This is a genomic window from uncultured Altererythrobacter sp. (genome assembly GCF_913057185.1).
Taxonomy (GTDB): Bacteria; Pseudomonadota; Alphaproteobacteria; order Sphingomonadales; family Sphingomonadaceae; genus Erythrobacter; species Erythrobacter rubellus.
This window is the reverse complement of record NZ_CAJXNK010000002.1, coordinates 369755-387017: the sequence shown is the minus strand read 5'-3', so window position 1 is coordinate 387017 and position 17263 is coordinate 369755. Positions and strand designations below refer to the sequence as shown.

The window sequence follows — 17263 nt, the reverse complement described above, 5'->3', positions numbered from 1 at the left end:
CCCTTGGTTCAAGGCGATGGCATAAGGCTCAAAGCTTGACGATTTCCCAACGCGAAAGAGTGAAAGTTTCGCAGTGCAAGAAGGTTACTTTTTCGCTGCTGCTGTCTTCTTCGCAGGAGCCTTCTTCTTGGCCGGGACCTTCTTGCGCTTTTTCTTCGCCGGCCCCTTGGCCGCACGCGCGTCAATCAGCTCGATGGCCTTCGCCGCTTCGATGTCTTCCGGCTTGATATCCTTGGGAATAGTCGCGTTGACATTTCCATCGGTGACGTATGGGCCATAACGACCTGGCATGACCTTTATCTCGCCGCCAGAGGTCGGGTGCTCACCCAGCGTCTTGATCGGTTCAGCCTTGCCGCGCCCGCCGCCCTTGCGATTGGCCGCTTCCGCCAGGATTGTGACCGCGGCATTCATGCCAATATCAAACACATCGCGCGTGCTCTGGAGCTTGCCGTATTTGCCATCATGGCGAAGATAAGGGCCATAGCGCCCAATCGCAGCTTCGATTTCCTTGCCGGTTTCCGGGTGCGCTCCAACGATGCGCGGCAGGCCAAGCAGCTTGATCGCCCACTCCAGATCGAAGTCATCCAGATCCTTCGGAATTGAGGCGCGCTTTTTCTCCCCGTCAACTTCCATCTCGACATAAGGACCAAAGCGCCCTGTCTTGCGATGCACCTCTGCGCCGCTGTCCGGATCGGTTCCCATGACACCGTCTTCAGCGCCGCCGTCACCCTGCCCACCTGGCTGCGCAAAGCGGCGGGTGTATTTGCATTCGGGATAGTTGGCACAGGCAATGAACGCGCCGAAACGGCCACCGCGCAGCGCCAGGCGGCCATTCTCGCGCCCTTCGTCCCGGCACATGGGGCACATACGCTGGCTTTCGCCATCCTCGCGCTCAGGGAAGAGAAAGTCAGACAAGTAATCGTCAAGAGCTTCGGTCACTTCCGAAGGCAACTTCTCCATCACCTCTTCGGTTTTGGGTTTGAAGTCCTTCCAGAATTTGCTCAGCAGTTCTTTGTACTCTTCGCGTCCGTCCGAGACCGTGTCGAGTTCGTCTTCCATACCTGCGGTAAAATCATAGGCGACATAATTGGGGAAGAATCGCTCCAGAAATGCTGTCAGAAGACGGCCAGATTCCTCTGCAAAGAAACGGTTTTTCTCCATTCGCACATAATCGCGATCACGCAGCGTCTGAATGGTCGAGGCATAGGTAGACGGACGGCCAATGCCCAACTCTTCAAGCCGTTTGACAAGCGAGGCCTCAGAAAAACGCGGCGGCGGCTGAGTGAAGTGCTGGTTGGCTTCCACCGCCTTTTTCAACGGGCTGTCGCCCTTGCGGATGACGGGCAACATACCGTCATCATCATCTTCCGACTTGTCGTCAAAGCCTTCCTGATAGACCGCAAAAAAGCCGGGGAACTTCACAACCTGTCCGGTCGCGCGCAGTTGATGCTGTCCGCTGGGGTCGCGCATAGTTACGGTTGTCCGCTCAAGTTGCGCAGCGGCCATCTGGCTTGCCATCGCGCGCTTGAAAATCAGATCGTAAAGCTTCGCCTCGTCGCCAGAACCCGCGTGATCGCGGCGGAAATCGGTTGGACGAATCGCCTCGTGCGCTTCCTGTGCGTTCTTGGCCTTGGTGGAATAGAAACGAGGCTTCTCGGGGAGATATGCCTTGTCGTAGCGGTCACCGATTGCATCACGCAAAGCGTGGATCGCGCCGGGGTCCATCTGCACGCCATCGGTACGCATGTAGGTGATCGCACCCGCTTCATAGAGCGACTGCGCACAGCGCATCGTGTGGTTGGCGGAAAAGCCCAGCTTACGCGCAGCCTCCTGCTGCAAGGTTGATGTGGTGAACGGCGGCGATGGATTGCGCTTGAGCGGTTTGGTCTCGATATCCTCGACCATAAAACGCGCACCCTCGACAGCAGTCTTGGCCGCCATCGCGCTGCCTTCATTGCCCAGCGTCATCTTGTCGAGCTTCTTGCCGTCGAACTTGACCAACCGGGCATCAAATTCGCTGCCGTCCTGCTCCATCTTGGCAAGGACGGACCAATATTCCCCTGGCTTGAATATCTCGATCTCGTGCTCGCGCTCGCAGATCAGACGCAGCGCAACCGATTGCACTCGCCCGGCACTCTTCGCGCCGGGCAGTTTGCGCCATAACACCGGGCTGAGCGTGAAACCGAACAGATAGTCGAGCGCGCGGCGAGCCAGATATGCATCGATAAGCGGTTGATCGAGCTCGCGCGGGCTCTTCATTGCTTCGGTCACAGCCGCTTTGGTGATCGCGTTGAATGTGACGCGGTCTACCTTGGTGGGCAGCGCCTTGCGCTTCTTCAGCAGTTCCTGAACGTGCCAGCTGATCGCTTCGCCTTCGCGGTCAGGGTCAGTGGCGAGAATGAGCCGGGTTGCATCTTTCGCCGCATCGGCGATTTCCTTGAAACGCTTCTGCTTGTCACGATAGAGTTCCCAATCCATCGCGAAATCTTCGTCCGGGCGCACGCTGCCATCCTTGGGCGGCAGATCGCGGACGTGACCATAGCTGGCCAGAACCTTGAAGTCTGATCCGAGGTATTTCTCGATTGTCTTCGCCTTCGCGGGCGACTCAACGATAACAAGCTGCATTGTTTTGTTCTTAAGAATCCCTGACGTGTCTTTCACGCGTGTACGTACGCGCGAGGGTGGGAGCGGTTCTGCGGATTCGTCAAGAGCCTAACGACACCCGCCCACCAGCATACCTCTGCAGCTGGCCGCTTATCTCCAGCTCCAGCAGCGCCAATTGCACCGATGCCGCATTTTCTCCTGACTGCCGGATCAGCTCGTCCACTGCAACAGGCGCAGTGGTCAGCAGCGATCCGATATCGGCAGACTCGGCCTCGGCCAATTCTTCAGGCTCGTGGTCGAAACCGACGGTTGTCTCGCGGAATGTCGAGCGCGGATTGCCATCGAAACCGCTTAGCAGCTCAACAACTTCCTCTGGAGACTGCACCAGCACTGCTCCTTCGCGGATCAGATGGTTGCAGCCTTGCGAGCGCGCGCCGAGCGGCGAGCCGGGGATCGCCATCACCTCCCGACCCGCTTCGCCCGCCGCACAGCATCGACTTCGCGCTCGATCCGCTCGACAGGTGCCGCTGAATAGCTACGCTTGCCCTTCGCACCCAGCTCCGGCAGCGCCTCAAGCGAATGTTCAGCCGTGCCAAACCTCGCGAGCAATTGGCGATAGGTTATGGGCCCGATGTGCGATGAGCGCAGCAGGCGAATGCGTGCAAATGCCTCTTTCTGGGAGAGGAGAGCTGGCTGCGACCCCGTGCTCTCCATCAGCTTGCCGCTGGCCTCATTTCTTGCCCCCCACTTTGGGTTCTTCGCCCTTCATCAGGCGCCCGATATTTTCGCGGTGGAGATAGATGATCAGGCCTGCGATCGCGGCCAATACGGGGAAATACTCAGGGAAACCGAACAGCGGGGCGGCGGCAGCGGCGGCCACAACCGCGCTCATCCCGGCAAGGCTGGATATGCGAAAAATCGCAAGGATGCTGATCCAGATCGCGGCGTAAGCAAGACCAATCGGCCATGCGAGACCGAATGCCACACCTGCGTTGGTGGCAACGCCCTTCCCCCCTTTGAACTTCAGCCAAACCGGGAAACAGTGACCGATCACAGCCGCACCCGAAGCGAAAGCGACCGTCGGGCCGCCCCACACTTGCTGCGCGATAAACACCGGCGCAAACCCCTTGGCCAAATCAAGCAGCAAGGTTGCCGCGGCCAAACCCTTGTTACCGGTGCGCAGCACGTTGGTGGCGCCGATATTGCCGCTGCCAATGCTGCGCACGTCGCCCATGCCCGCAGCTTTTGTCAGAAGCAAACCGATGGGAATCGAGCCGAGCAAATAGCCTAGAAGCGTCGCAAGAAGTATTGAGATCGAAACATCGCCAGTCATGAACATATGCATAATGCAATCATTGCAATTGGACAGCACTATTATTCGTAGCGAGTCCACGCGATAAAGGGCCTAGTACCATTCGCCCCTACCTTGTCTGCGCGCAACAAATTGCTACCGTCCAACTGTGGATCAGGTCTTCCCAGCCCCATCCCCGTCCGACGCAGATGAAGCGGATCTGGTTTCCCGCCTTACGTCGAAAGAGCGCGAATGCCTGAGGCGCTAGCTGAATGATGAGACCGCCAAGCAGATTGCTTTGGCGCTTGATTTATCGCACCACGCCGTCGAAAAGCGGCTCAAGTCTGCCAGAGCCAAACTGGGCGTAGGCTCTTCGATCGAAGCCGCGCAAATGGTGGCACGCGTCGAAGGGTACGGTCAGACCGTATCCCAATCGCCGGACCTGTCAGATGCGGCAATCGCCGGTCACACAGGACGCTCCAACTCACTGAAGATCGAAGCACTAACTATGATTATCATTCTTGCCGCATTGGTAACCGTCGCCATGCAGGCAAACCTCACGGCGTCATCAGCCAATGAAGGCTTAAGCATCGAAGCTGACGAATTCCTGGTCGACGATTCGGGCCAGATAGAGGCACTCAGCATTTTCCGACTGACCAGCAAAGGCCCGGGGCAGGACGCCCCAACGGAAGAAGAGCTGGTCGAGTATCTTAATAGGCAGTTTCGCAAATACGACATGGATGGAAGCGGGTCGATCACAGACACTGAAGTCCCAGATGCAGTTGCGGTTGAAGAAGATGGTAGGCCGATCATTGTTCACGATGCTCGCGCCCGAACAGAGTTCCTCGATCGCCACGATCAGAATTCAGATGGCACCGTTAGCTATGCAGAATTCGTCGAAACCTCTCTCGCAAACTATCATAACGGTGTCGGAATCCTGGAAGTTCTGCGGGTCAAAACGTTCCTGAAGTAAGTCATCGAAGTCGCAGTTATTGACCTTGCAAAGGGCATCGGCCATTTTCGCACACCATGGCCGATGCCGCTTCACCCATTCTGCTATTCGATTCCGGAGTCGGCGGACTGACCGTGCTGGCAGAGCTTCGCAAGATCATGCCTGATGCGCCGGTGATCTATGCTGCCGATCTGGCAGGTCTGCCCTACGGCGAGAAATCGGAAGCGCAGATCGCTGCGCGGGTCGCTGGATTGCTGGGCCGAATGGCAGAGCGATACCAGCCGCGTCTGGCCTGCATCGCTTGCAACACCGCGAGCACGATTGCACTTGGCATGGTACGCGATGTGCTGGAAATTCCGATTGTAGGCACGGTTCCGGCGATCAAACCGGCTGCGGCCATAAGCAAGACAGGCGTGATTGGCTTGTTAGGCACCGCGGCAACCATTCGTCAGCCCTATGTCGACCAGCTCGAGGCAGAATTTGCCAATGGGAACAGCCTTCTGCGTCATGCAGCGCCAGGGCTGGTCGAAGTGGCCGAAGCAAAGCTGCGCGGAGAAGCCGTCGACATCGGTGTGATCGAAGCTGCGGCGCGAAAATTGCGGGACATGCCTGAAGGTGAACGGATCGATACAGTCGTTCTTGCCTGCACACATTTCCCTCTGCTTGAAGACGAATTGCGCGCGGCATTCGGTCCCGAGGTTCAGTTTGTTCACGGCGCGCAAGGCATAGCGCGAAGGATCGCACATTTGACACAAGGCCAGTCATTCGCAGCCAGCCAATCAAGCCGGTTCATAACCACCGGGAACGTGCAATCTGCGCAAGCCCTGTTGCCTGCGCTTAATAAACATGGTTTTTCAGGGATCGAAGCCTTCTGAACTGCGAGTCATTCGCAAAGATCGCAGTAGAAAAGTCGTTTCGTCTCCACTACATCGCGTTTCCAATCGAAGCCGGAAACAGGGCGCAACGCAGCGGAAATACGCGAAGTGAATTACGACCAGATCTTCGACAAAGCGATTGATCGCCTGCACGAAGAAGGCCGCTACCGCGTCTTCATCGATATCATGCGCAACAAAGGCGCGTTTCCCAACGCGCGCTGTTTCCATGGGCACAACGGGCCCAAGCCAATCACGGTGTGGTGCTCGAACGATTACCTCGCGATGGGCCAACACCCGAAAGTGATCGGCGCGATGGAAGAGGCACTGCACGATGTCGGCGCGGGTTCTGGCGGCACGCGCAATATCGGCGGCAACACGCATTTGCATGTCGAGTTGGAAAACGAACTGGCCGACCTGCATGGCAAAGAGTCCGCACTTCTGTTCACCTCGGGCTATGTCTCGAACGATGCGACGCTATCAACGCTGGGCAAACTGCTGCCCGGCTGTGTGATCTTCTCTGACGAATTGAACCACGCCAGCATGATCGCCGGCATACGCAATTCGGGCTGTGAAAAGCGCGTTTTCCGCCACAATGACCTGCAGCATCTGGAAGATTTGCTTGCGGCTGAAGATGCCGAAACACCCAAGGTGATCGCGTTTGAGAGCGTCTATTCTATGGACGGCGATATCGCGCCAATTCACGCGATCTGCGATTTGGCTGAGAAATACAACGCGCTCACCTATATCGACGAAGTCCACGCGGTGGGCATGTATGGCGATCACGGTGGCGGGATTTCGGAACGTGACGAAGCCGCGCATCGCATCGACATTATCGAAGGCACGCTGGGCAAGGCATTTGGCGTGATGGGCGGCTATATCGCGGCCGACAAGAAGATTGTCGATTGCATCCGCAGCTATGCGCCCGGCTTCATCTTCACCACATCGCTTTCCCCGGTTCTCGCGGCAGGCGTGCTGGCAGCCGTGAAACACCTGAAGGAAAGCTCGGAAGAGCGTGACGCCCAGCAAATCAACGCCAACATGCTCAAAGCGAAGTTCCACGACGCCGGCCTGCCAGTGATGGACAGCGTCACGCACATCGTGCCTGTCATGGTCGGAGATCCCGTTCGCGCCAAAAAGATCAGCGACATCCTGCTCGCGGAATACGGCGCCTATGTGCAGCCGATTAATTTCCCGACTGTACCGCGCGGGACAGAGCGTCTCCGCTTCACCCCCGGCCCAGCTCACACCGAAGCAATGATGGACCAGCTGACTCAGGCACTGGTCGAGATTTGGGACCGGCTAGAGCTGGAGTTGCGCAAGGCCGCCTGACTGAAGTCCATGTTCCGTAACGTCCTTTGAGTTCCCCAATTCATGCGCTAGCACGCGTGTGAACTTACAGGAGAGAAACGCGTGTACGGCAATCCGGATCAAAAGTATGATGAAGTCGTTCTTGGGCGGCGCTCGATCCGCGGCTATCTCGACAAGCCCGTTCCGCAAGAGCTGATTGAAGAAATTCTGGCAATGGCGATGCGCTCGCCCTCTTCAATGAATACCCAGCCCTATTACTTTCACGTCATCACCGGAGAGCCGCTCGACCGGATTCGCAAGGGCAATACCGAGCGCATTCTGGCAGGTGAACCAGACAGCCGTGAATTTCGCAAAGGACACCCGTTTCAAGGCGTCCATCGCGATCGCCAGGTCGGCTGTGCGATCCAGCTGTTCGAAGCGATGGGCATCGAACGTGATGACAAGGAAAAGCGGCAGGACTGGGTTCTGCGCGGCTTTCGCCAATTTGACGCGCCCGTCTGCGTAATCGTGACTTACGACAAGGAACTATCGGACGCAGACGATACGGTGTTCGACTGCGGTGCGGTAACAACTGCGCTGGTAAACGCCGCATGGTCACGCGGGCTCGGCTGCGTGATCAACAGCCAGGGCATCATGCAGTCACCTGTTGTGCGCGAACATGCCAGCATCCCTGACGATCAGGTGATCATGAAAGCGGTCGCGATGGGCTGGCCCGACGAAGACTTCCCAGCAAACCCCGTAAAAATCGTCCGCCGTGAAGTGTCAGAGGCGGCTAGATTCGTCGGTTTTGACTAGCCGTCATACATCCGGCGCTATGCCTTCGTCTCGCAGGAAATATGGGTGAGGAAGAAACGGTCTTCGTTGGTCTAAACGCGATAATCAATCATCCGACCAAACCGATCACCCAGCACTTTTTCGCATGCATCAGTCGCGAATGCCTGATTGGTATTGTAGTTGTTATCCGGTGATCCGGGGTGCTCGGTCGGCGAGAAATGCAGCACAACAACCTGTTTACCTGCAGTCTCCTTCAGCGCGTCAAGCTCCTGCTGCAACGCATTGAGGCGCGTGATAACCGGGTCGGGCTTCACCGGTTGGAAATCACGGGACGGTGTAGTCTGAGTGGATGTCGTTACCGCCCTTGATTGCGATAGAGCGGGGCTTGCCACCGCAACTGCCAACGCAGCCGCTGACGCTAAAATCATCTTTATTGACCGTCTCCCACATTATGAATGAGAGAGACAAACGGCGCACATCAGTTTTCGTCAAGGCTGAGGGCAATTTACCCGGAAGTGGCCAATCAACGCAAGTTTACCACGTTGTCCGCATCAGGACGGATGCGGTCACCACGATAAAGGCTCATCATCGGCTCGTCTGCCACAATGTACTCTTCCGCATTGCCGAAGCCGTTGAACCCGGTCTTCATCGCTGCACCATAGGCGCCGAGCATGCCGATCTCGATGTAGTCGCCGGCCTGAATGTCGCAGGGGAGCGGGAATGGCCCCTGCATATAGTCAGCGTCATCGCAGGTAGGGCCATAGAAGGCGAAATCCTGCGCCGCGTCGCGCAGATCATCTTCCAGCGCGACCACCGGGAACCGCCAGTCGACATGCGCAGCATCGTAGAGAGCGCCATAGGCTCCGTCATTGATGTAGAGTTCTTCGCCGCGGCGCTTTTCTACCTTCACGATCATGCTCGAATATTCGGCACACAGCGCCCGACCAGGCTCGCACCACAGCTCTGCGTTGTAGGCAATTGGCAACGCTTCGAAGTGCTTGGCGATCATCGCGAAGTAATCTTCCAGCGGTGGCGGCTCCAGCCCCGGATAGGAGCTGGGGAAACCGCCCCCAACGTCAATCATGTCAATCACAACAGACGCTTCGGCAATTGCCGCACGGGTCCGGTCCAGCGCCTGCACGAATGCAAAAGGGCTCATGGCCTGACTGCCGACATGGAAACATACGCCCAGCCAATCACAATGCTGGCGGGTCTGCTGAAGCAACACCGGCGCTTCGACAAGATCACAACCGAATTTGCTTGCCAGTGAGAGCTCGGAAAATTCGCTCGACACACGCAGGCGCACGCACAGCCGCAAATCTTTCGCAGGCTTACCCGCTTGCGGATTGGTGCAAGCCTTCACGATCTTATCAAGCTCTTCCGCGCTATCGAGGCTGAAGGTTTTCACGCCATGCTGGAAATAGGCTTCACGGATCGCGCTGGGTGTCTTGATCGGGTGCATGAAGCACAGCACAGCCTCGGGCAGCGTCGCGCGCACCAGCCGCACTTCAGCGATCGAGGCGACATCGTAATGCGTCACGCCCGCATCCCAAAGAACACGCAGCAGATCAGGCGAAGGATTGGCCTTTACCGCATAGAGCGATTTTCCCGGAAACCTATCCAGGAAAAAGCGGGCCGCGCGATGCGCAGCTTGCGGGCGATTGAGGATAACGGGTTCATCCGGCGCGATCGCGCGAACTACAGCCTTAGCGTTGGGATAGATGTGCAACTCAAGGGACCCCCTAAAGGTTCAGTGTTCAACCAAACGGTTATGAGCCTGCCTTGCGGATGTCCCTTGGGGCAGAAGAAGCGCGCATATAGGGCTTCTGCAGCAAATCGCAAATGAAAAAGCACGCCTCGTACGCGCGATCATCGCCCTCATGTCCGGCCGTTTCTAAACCAACGCGCTCAGCTCAATCGGTTCCGAAAATCTTCGTACCCGAATGACTTCACCAGCTCCAGCTGGTCGATCTCGCTGTCCCAGAGGTATATGCTGGGCAGTTGCACGCCGTTAAACGTGTTGGTTTTGACCATCGAATAATGCGCTTGGTCGAGAAACGCAAAGCGTGCACCGGGTTCTGCCGGCACAGGCAGGCGATAATCGCCGATCACATCACCAGCCAGGCAAGACGGCCCGCCCAACCGGATCGGTACGTGCTCCTCGTCTGTGACTTCGCCAAGCATTGCGGGACGGTAGGGCGCTTCGATCACATCGGGCATGTGGCAGGTGGCGGAAACATCGGTGATACCCACTGGCATGCCGTTCCACTGCACATCCAGCAGCGTGCCAACAAGAATTCCAGCGTCCAACGCGACCGCTTCTCCAGGCTCGATGATGATCTCTGCGCCCGTGTCCGCTTTGGCATCGCGCAGGAACTGGATCAGTTCGTCGCGTTGGTAGTCGGCGCGGGTTATGTGATGCCCGCCACCCATGTTGATCCACTTTAGCTGGCCGAAATAGGGCTCGAGCGCGTCAAACACCGCGTCCCACGTGCGCTTCAATGGCTCCAGATCCTGCTCGCACAGATTGTGGAAATGGATGCCATCCACGCCCTCCAGATGCTCTTCGGTCAGCTGGTCAAGCGGGAAGCCCAGTCGCGAACCGGGGCTGGATGGATCGTATTTCGCCACTTTACCGGTTGGCACCATTGGGTTGATGCGCAGACCAACGTCAAAGTCCTGCCCCCCTGCCCGCGCGTTCTCCAATATCAGCGAGGCACGCTTGAGCTGGTCAGGTGAATTGAAGATCACATGATCCGAAAGTCGGCAAATCTCTTCGAGTTCTTCAGGCTTATAGGCAGCCGAGTAAGTCGCAATTTCGCCATCATAGAACTCGCTTGCGAGCCGCGCTTCCCACAGGCCCGATGTGCATACACCATCGAGGTACTCGCCGATGATGTGCGCGGTCGACCACATGGAGAACGCCTTCAGCGCACCCAACACCTTGATCTCGGCTGCATCGCGAATATCGGCCAATATCTTGCAATTGGCGCGCAGCTTAGCCGCATCCACAACGAAAGCGGGGCTATCGACGCGGTTCAAATCAAATTGGGCAAAGGCGCCCGGATCGCCAGCTTTCGTTTCCACTAGAAGGAGACCGGCCCATCAAGCTCTTCAACCGTCCACGGCAGACCGTGCTGGTTGAGCATTTCCATGAACGGATCGGGGTCCATTTCTTCCATATTGAACACGCCGTCGCCTGACCAGATGCCCTGCACCATCATCGCGCTGCCGATCATCGCGGGCACGCCGGTGGTATAGCTGACCGCTTGATTACCGGTTTCCTTATAGGCCGCTTCGTGGCTGCAGATGTTCTTGATATAGAATGTCTTTTCGCCCGACCCATCGAGCGCCTCACCAGTCGCGATACAGCCGATATTGGTGTTGCCCTTCGTCGTTTCACCCAGAGTTTCTGGCTTCGGCAAAACAGCGGCGAGGAATTGCAGCGGGATGATCTCCTTGCCCTGATACTTCACCGGATCAATGCGCGTCATTCCGACATTCTGCAGCACGGTCAGATGCGTGATGTAGGCATCGCCAAATGTCATCCAGAAGCGCGCACGTTCAATCTCGGGATTAAATTTCGCCAGGCTTTCCAGTTCCTCGTGATACATCAAATAAGCATTCTTCGGCCCGACCGCTTCGAAATCGAATTCGGTCTTCACTTGCATCGCGGGGGTCTCGACCCACTCACCATTCTCCCAGTGGCGGGCAGGCGCGGTCACTTCACGAATGTTGATTTCCGGATTGAAGTTGGTGGCAAAATGCTGGCCATGGTCGCCGCCATTGCAGTCAAGAATATCAAGGGTGCGAATAGTCTTCAGTTTGTGCTTCTTCAGCCACATTGTGAACACGCTGGTCACGCCGGGATCGAATCCGCTGCCCAGCAGCGCCATCAGCCCGGCATCCTTGAACCGGTCGTGATAGGCCCACTGCCACTTGTATTCGAACTTGGCCTCGTCCTTCGGCTCATAATTCGCGGTGTCGAGATAGGAAACACCGGCCTCAAGGCATGCGTCCATGATCGGCAGATCCTGATATGGCAGCGCGAGGTTGACCACCAGGCTTGGCTGAATTTTGCTGATGAGGTTGACCATGGCGGGCACTTCTTCCGCGTCGATCTCGTAAGTGGCGACGTCATTTCCGGTGCGCGCCTTCACACTTTCGGCAATCGCATCGCACTTGCGCTTGGTCCGGCTGGCAAGGTGGATGTCAGAGAATATCTCTGTATTCATCGCCATCTTGTGGACGCAAACCGAGCTGACTCCGCCGGCTCCGATGACAAGGACTGTGGACATGAGGGATTTACCTTTCGAAATCGAATCTTTGGCCGCTCTCTAAAGCAATGCGCGGAGTGCGTAAATTGATCGGAATCTTTCCTACTTTGCGCGGCTTGGGCATGATGCTCGAATGCAAGCAGAGAACACCCCAAACCCGCAGAAATCCGTACAATTTCGGTTTCATAAACCGGTGAGTATTTTTCACCAATGGACTGTGTTCCATGTGTTCCATCCTGTAGGAAACTAGCCTCAAATAACAAAGTGCCAGGACAAGAAGAGCGCGATGACAGAAACCACACGACTGCCGACCCGCGAGGGAGTGATTGAAGCCGCGGAGAGAGTTGCAGCGATCTTGCCGCCTACTCCGCTACTTCCGATAGAGATCAATGGAACCCGCTGCTGGGTGAAGGCCGAGAATCTGCAACCTATTGGCGCGTTCAAGATCCGCGGAGCATGGAACCGGCTCTCATCGCTCAGCGATGAGGAACGCGCGATGGGCGTAGTCGCGGTTTCAAGCGGTAATCACGCGCAGGGGGTGGCTTGGGCGGCAAAGCGGCTGGGAATTGCGGCGGCGATCGTAATGCCGGCTGACGCGCCAGAGGTGAAGCTGGAAGGGACGCGGGCACTGGGCGCGAAGATCGTCACCTATGACCGTCAGGGAGAAGATCGCGACAAGGTTGCTGCAAAGCTGATTAAGGAACGCGGCGGCACATTGGTGCACGCCTTTGCCGATCCATGGGTAATGGAAGGTCAGGGCAGCGCCGGAATCGAGATTGCGGCTCAATTGGGCCGCGAACCGAGCCGGATCATTGCATGTTGTGGTGGTGGCGGGCTGACAGTCGGTCTCACGCTGGCGTGCCCCGATGCGTCTATAGTGCCGGTAGAGCCCGAAGGTTGGGACATGGTCGGGCAATCGCTAGCGAAGGGAACGCTTGTGCACGCCGGAGCCGACGCGCCAAAAACGATATGTGATGCGCTTCAGCCTACTGCGACGAAGCAGATCAACCTCGATCTGCTTTTGGGGCGAAGCGACCCGGGCGTGACTGTAACCGATGACGAGGTGCGTGCGGCGCAACGCTTTGCCTTCTCGCGACTGCACCTTGTGGTTGAACCGGGAGGCGCAGCAGCTCTGGCCGCCGCGCTGGCGGGCAAAGTGCCGCTTGATGAAGCTACAGTGCTGATGGTCACAGGCGGCAATGTCGACGCGCATGCCTATGCACAGACGATTGCCGGAGATGCATAGGTTGCGTTTGACAATTGACCTTGTGCTGCGCAGTCTTGCTGCTTCGAGGGGAGATAAATCATGCAAGCTCAAATGCTAGCACCAGGAGCGGTGCTTATTGTCTGGTCAATAATCATGTTGATGTGGACGGCGGGAACCCGGTTTCCGGCCATGGCAAAGTCAGGCATGGACTTGAAAAATGCCAAGCCTGGCGGACGCGGACAAGATCTGGAAGGCGCCATTCCCGACAAGGTGAACTGGAAATCGCACAATTATTCGCACCTGATGGAACAGCCGACCATCTTCTATCCGACCATCATCATTCTGGCGATGATGGGAGCTGGCGCGATCGACGTTTTGCTGGCGTGGATCTACGTCGGTCTGCGGATCGTCCATTCGCTCTGGCAAGCGCTAGTGAACGTTGTTGCCATTCGCTTCCTGCTTTTCATTCTTTCAACCTTGGCACTGGCCGCGCTTGCTGTGCGAGCGGTATCGGTCACATTGCTGGCAGACCCGGGAGTACTTTGATGATCGGAATGGATATCCTGCAACCTGTTGTCGCGCTCACCATCTGGACGATGGTTATATGGTTCTGGATGTATGCCACACGCATTCCAGCGATGAGCAAGGCAAAAGTCGATCCTAAGGAGCTTTCACGCCTGCCCACCTCCGCAGGATTGGATGCTCAACTACCACCCGAAGTCCAGCGAAAAGCGCACAATTACAATCACTTGCACGAACAACCGACGGTTTTCTATGCTGTGGCGATTGTACTTGCGATCATTGGCCAGGGCGACGGTATGAATTCTCTGCTGGCCTGGATATATGTTGGGCTTCGCGTCGCGCACAGCCTTGTCCAGGCAACCGCCAATGTAGTGTTGGTTCGCTTTGTGCTGTTCGCCCTATCGAGCCTTGTGCTGATCGCGCTGATATTCCACGCAAGCATCAGCGTGTTTGATATTCATATGTAATGAAAGCGGGGGGCGCTTTAACGGCGCGCCCCCTGCATTCTACTCGGCCGCTTCTGTCGCGGGTTCTTTTTCAAATTCCAGTGTCGCGAGGAACTTCTCCGCATCGAGCGCGGCCATGCACCCCATGCCTGCCGCTGTTACCGCCTGGCGATAGACATGGTCCGTCACGTCGCCGGCTGCGAAGACGCCTGGAATCGCGGTTTTCGGCGTGCCAGGTTTCACATCGAGATAGCCACTCTCGTCCATCGCCAGCTTGCCTTTAAACAGCTCGGTCGCAGGAGCATGGCCGATAGCCACGAACGCGCCATCGACTTCCAGAGTGGATTCTTCGCCAGTCTGGGTGTCTTTCAGAACCAGATGATGCAGCGCGCCATCTTCGCCCGCCTCGAACCGGACTACCGTCTTGTTCCAAAGCGGTGTGATCTTGTCCGACTTGAACAGCCTTTCCTGAAGGATCTTCTCGGAACGCAGTTCATCACGGCGATGGATCAAGGTAACATCGTCCGAGTGATTGGTAAGGTAAAGTGCTTCTTCAACGGCGGTGTTGCCGCCGCCGATCACCGCCACCTTCTTGCCGCGGAAGAAGAATCCGTCGCAAGTCGCGCAAGCACTCACGCCCTTGCCGCCCAGTTCTTGCTCGCCCGGAACGCCAAGCCATTTGGCTTGCGCGCCAGTCGCGATCACAACCGTGTCTGCAATATACTCATCGCCGCTGTCGCCCACCGCGCGAAACGGTGAACCATTGTCAAAATCAACCTCGACAATGGTGTCCCACATCATCCGCGTGCCAACATGTTCGGCCTGCTTCTGCATCTGCTCCATCAACCACGGGCCTTGAACCACATCCTCAAAACCCGGGTAGTTCTCGACATCTGTCGTGATGGTCAGCTGGCCGCCGGGTTGGATGCCTTGCACAACAATCGGTTCAAGCATGGCGCGCGCGCCATAGATAGCTGCGGAATAACCCGCCGGGCCTGAGCCGATAATGAGCATCTTGGTGCGGTGAGTAGCCATAGTAAAATCCTGATAGTGTCACCAAGCGATCTAGTCACTGTAACCACAAGCTTCAATTCGTGTACGCAAGGAAAGCGTTACACATCCACAAGCGCGGCTTTCAACGCCTCGCGTTTGGCCGCATCGACGTCCAGAACCTGCTCCAAGTAAGCTTCGGTTGATCCGAAACGCTCTTTGACTGAACGCCGCGCCGCTTCGAGAAATTCGGCGTCAACTCCCATCAACACGCGCACCGTCGCTTCATCGATCCCGCCATATTTGTCGCCCATCAGCTCCATGCCATGGCGAATACGCTCTTCATTGCGCGGCGAGTGATTGGTGAGCAGGTAATCCTCCATCGCATCATCAGGATGCACGCCCAAGATGTGATGGAGAAGATCGACAGCGATCCCGGTGCGATCCTTGCCCGCTGCGCAGTGAACCAAGCTGGCGCTCTCTCCCTCTGTCAATACGGAAAAATAACGCTTGAGAACCCAATTCACGCCTTCGCGATCGGGCAGCGCACCATACAGGTCTACCATCGCCTGATGCGCGTTTGCCGCATCAACATTGCCTTGGGCTGCCTCCAGATGCGGAGCGAGCCCGGCCGTCTCGCCAGAGAAATAGATCACCTCTCCGTCAAAGCCTTCAGGTCGCTTGCATGTGTGCCGTTCTCGCTCGCTATCGCCGCGCAAGTCGATCACATAGCGCAAATCCAGCGCTTCGACCGTCGCCAGGTCATGCTCCCCTGCCTCGGCATGATGGCCAGAGCGAAACAATAGCCCAGTTTTGACCTTTCCGCCTCCGGCAACGGCATATCCGCCATAGTCACGCAGGTTGTGGATGGCATTGGTCGGCAAGAAGCGGTCACGAATCATGCCTTGACTGGTGGCAGCCTTCGTGGGGTGCGGCAAGCTCAACCGCTCATCTGATGAAGGGCGCGCGGCAAAGTAGTGTGAGCCCAAACGCCAAACATCTCCTCGAGCTAATCTGGATTGGACCCCATGGCTGGCAACCATGTTAGAGATGGACGAGCTGATGGGCTAAGCCTGTGTCTGGACAGAGCCAAGTCCGCGAATTCGCTCTACCCCTTGCCCTTAGTTTTGGTGTTACCCTTCTTCGCATTGGCCTCGATAAATTCGATAATCTGGCCGGCAATATCTTTGCCGGTTGCGGTCTCGATGCCTTCTAGTCCGGGCGAGCTGTTTACTTCCATGATAACTGGGCCATGATTGCTGCGCAGCAGGTCCACTCCGCAGACATTCAGCCCCATCGCCTTCGCCGCACGGACGGCGGTTGAACGTTCTTCAGGGGTGATCTTGATGAGGCGCGCGCTACCGCCGCGGTGTAGGTTGCTGCGAAACTCTCCCTCGGCCCCTTGGCGCTTCATTGCGGCGACCACCTTGCCACCGACCACGAGACAGCGGATGTCCGAACCGCCAGCTTCCTTGATGAATTCCTGCACCATAATGTTCACATTTGCGCCGCGGAACGCCTCGATAATCGACGCGCCACCCTTCAGCGTTTCGGCAAGGACCACACCGATACCCTGTGTCCCTTCAAGCAGTTTGATGACTACCGGCGGTCCATTCACAGCCTTGATAATCTGCTCGGCTTGCTTTGGATCGTTGGCATATGCCGTCAGTGGCAGGCCGAGGCCGTATTTCGCCATAATCTGGGTAGACCGGAGCTTGTCCCGGCTGCGACCAATCGCGACACTTTCGTTGAGTGACCAGACTCCGCCCATTTCGAACTGACGCAGAACGGCCAATCCATAGTTGGTGATCGACGCTCCGATGCGCGGGATGACGGCATCATACCCCTTCAGCGTTTCTCCACGATACATGACAGTGGGTCGGTGACTGGCGATATTCACTGTGCAGCGGGTAGTGTTGAGAATATCGAGTGTATGCCCGCGCTCCTCCGCAGCGCTGACCAGCCGCTGGTGAGAATAGAGGCTGGGATTTCGCGCTAGCATGGCAATTTTCATAAG

At 57.1% G+C, this 17263-nt stretch carries 18 protein-coding genes; 7 read left to right on the top strand and 11 right to left on the bottom strand.

All coding sequences use genetic code 11. The features are described from left to right. Positions 1 to 84: 84 nt before the first annotated feature. From topA to plsY, 4 genes are all read right to left on the bottom strand, one after another. Positions 85 to 2625 (bottom strand): type I DNA topoisomerase, encoded by a 2541-nt coding sequence (topA, locus tag QZ487_RS09785; protein WP_296024706.1) that lies wholly within the window; start codon positions 2623 to 2625, stop codon positions 85 to 87. 79 nt (positions 2626 to 2704) lie between these two features. Continuing rightward, a complete protein-coding gene (locus QZ487_RS11505; protein WP_367114451.1) occupies positions 2705 to 3064 on the bottom strand; it encodes a hypothetical protein in 360 nt (119 codons plus the stop codon). Beyond that, positions 3064 to 3318: a hypothetical protein gene (locus QZ487_RS11500; RefSeq protein ID WP_367114450.1), complete on the bottom strand. Its 255-nt coding sequence runs from the start codon at positions 3316 to 3318 to the stop codon at positions 3064 to 3066. The genes QZ487_RS11505 and QZ487_RS11500 overlap by 1 nt, the downstream gene beginning before the upstream one ends. Before the next feature lie 16 nt (positions 3319 to 3334). After that, positions 3335 to 3937 carry a glycerol-3-phosphate 1-O-acyltransferase PlsY gene (gene plsY / locus QZ487_RS09775; RefSeq protein ID WP_285975399.1) on the bottom strand — a complete coding sequence of 201 codons (603 nt, stop codon included), beginning with the start codon at positions 3935 to 3937 and terminating at the stop codon, positions 3335 to 3337. Between the two features lie 256 nt (positions 3938 to 4193). Here plsY and QZ487_RS09770 point away from each other — a divergent pair, with 256 nt between their 5' ends. The 4 genes from QZ487_RS09770 to QZ487_RS09755 all read left to right on the top strand — a co-directional run bounded on the left by QZ487_RS09770 (position 4194) and on the right by QZ487_RS09755 (position 7825). After that, positions 4194 to 4868, top strand: a complete 675-nt coding sequence (locus QZ487_RS09770; RefSeq protein ID WP_296024701.1) for an EF-hand domain-containing protein — start codon at positions 4194 to 4196, stop codon at positions 4866 to 4868. A 56-nt stretch (positions 4869 to 4924) separates the two neighbouring features. After that, positions 4925 to 5722, top strand: a complete 798-nt coding sequence (murI, locus tag QZ487_RS09765; RefSeq protein ID WP_296024696.1) for a glutamate racemase — start codon at positions 4925 to 4927, stop codon at positions 5720 to 5722. Positions 5723 to 5830: 108 nt separating this feature from the next. Further along, entirely contained in the window at positions 5831 to 7051 is a 1221-nt protein-coding gene (gene hemA / locus QZ487_RS09760; protein WP_285975402.1) for a 5-aminolevulinate synthase, read from the top strand. 81 nt (positions 7052 to 7132) lie between these two features. Further along, the gene (locus QZ487_RS09755) at positions 7133 to 7825 is read left to right on the top strand and encodes a nitroreductase (RefSeq protein WP_285975403.1); all 693 of its coding nucleotides are present in this window, start codon (positions 7133 to 7135) and stop codon (positions 7823 to 7825) included. A gap of 71 nt (positions 7826 to 7896) precedes the next feature. Here QZ487_RS09755 and QZ487_RS09750 read toward each other — a convergent pair whose 3' ends face one another. The 4 genes from QZ487_RS09750 to QZ487_RS09735 form a co-directional block, all read right to left on the bottom strand. Then, a complete protein-coding gene (locus QZ487_RS09750) occupies positions 7897 to 8232 on the bottom strand; it encodes a hypothetical protein (RefSeq protein ID WP_285975404.1) in 336 nt (111 codons plus the stop codon). Between the two features lie 95 nt (positions 8233 to 8327). Next, positions 8328 to 9533, bottom strand: a complete 1206-nt coding sequence (locus tag QZ487_RS09745; protein ID WP_285975405.1) for a type III PLP-dependent enzyme — start codon at positions 9531 to 9533, stop codon at positions 8328 to 8330. Between the two features lie 179 nt (positions 9534 to 9712). Continuing rightward, entirely contained in the window at positions 9713 to 10891 is a 1179-nt protein-coding gene (locus QZ487_RS09740) for a carboxynorspermidine decarboxylase (protein ID WP_296024690.1), read from the bottom strand. Continuing rightward, positions 10891 to 12102, bottom strand: a complete 1212-nt coding sequence (locus QZ487_RS09735; protein ID WP_296024689.1) for a saccharopine dehydrogenase family protein — start codon at positions 12100 to 12102, stop codon at positions 10891 to 10893. Before QZ487_RS09735 ends, QZ487_RS09740 begins: the two co-directional genes overlap by 1 nt. 265 nt (positions 12103 to 12367) lie before the next feature. Here QZ487_RS09735 and QZ487_RS09730 point away from each other — a divergent pair, with 265 nt between their 5' ends. The 3 genes from QZ487_RS09730 to QZ487_RS09720 are packed head-to-tail and all read left to right on the top strand — an operon-like array spanning position 12368 to position 14277. Beyond that, positions 12368 to 13327, top strand: a complete 960-nt coding sequence (locus tag QZ487_RS09730) for a threonine/serine dehydratase (protein WP_296024686.1) — start codon at positions 12368 to 12370, stop codon at positions 13325 to 13327. 60 nt (positions 13328 to 13387) lie between these two features. Continuing rightward, entirely contained in the window at positions 13388 to 13834 is a 447-nt protein-coding gene (locus tag QZ487_RS09725; protein WP_296024684.1) for an MAPEG family protein, read from the top strand. After that, complete coding sequence (locus tag QZ487_RS09720; protein WP_296024682.1) at positions 13834 to 14277, top strand: MAPEG family protein; 444 nt, start codon at positions 13834 to 13836, stop codon at positions 14275 to 14277. The genes QZ487_RS09725 and QZ487_RS09720 overlap by 1 nt, the downstream gene beginning before the upstream one ends. Positions 14278 to 14316: 39 nt before the next feature. On the opposite strand, the gene trxB is transcribed toward QZ487_RS09720, so the two are convergent. The 3 genes from trxB to rimK all read right to left on the bottom strand — a co-directional run bounded on the left by trxB (position 14317) and on the right by rimK (position 17260). Beyond that, complete coding sequence (trxB, locus tag QZ487_RS09715; RefSeq protein WP_296024676.1) at positions 14317 to 15291, bottom strand: thioredoxin-disulfide reductase; 975 nt, start codon at positions 15289 to 15291, stop codon at positions 14317 to 14319. A gap of 77 nt (positions 15292 to 15368) precedes the next feature. Then, a complete protein-coding gene (locus QZ487_RS09710; RefSeq protein ID WP_285975412.1) occupies positions 15369 to 16148 on the bottom strand; it encodes a tyrosine-protein phosphatase in 780 nt (259 codons plus the stop codon). A 206-nt stretch (positions 16149 to 16354) separates the two neighbouring features. Continuing rightward, the gene (rimK, locus tag QZ487_RS09705; protein WP_285975413.1) at positions 16355 to 17260 is read right to left on the bottom strand and encodes a 30S ribosomal protein S6--L-glutamate ligase; all 906 of its coding nucleotides are present in this window, start codon (positions 17258 to 17260) and stop codon (positions 16355 to 16357) included. Positions 17261 to 17263 lie beyond the last annotated feature (3 nt).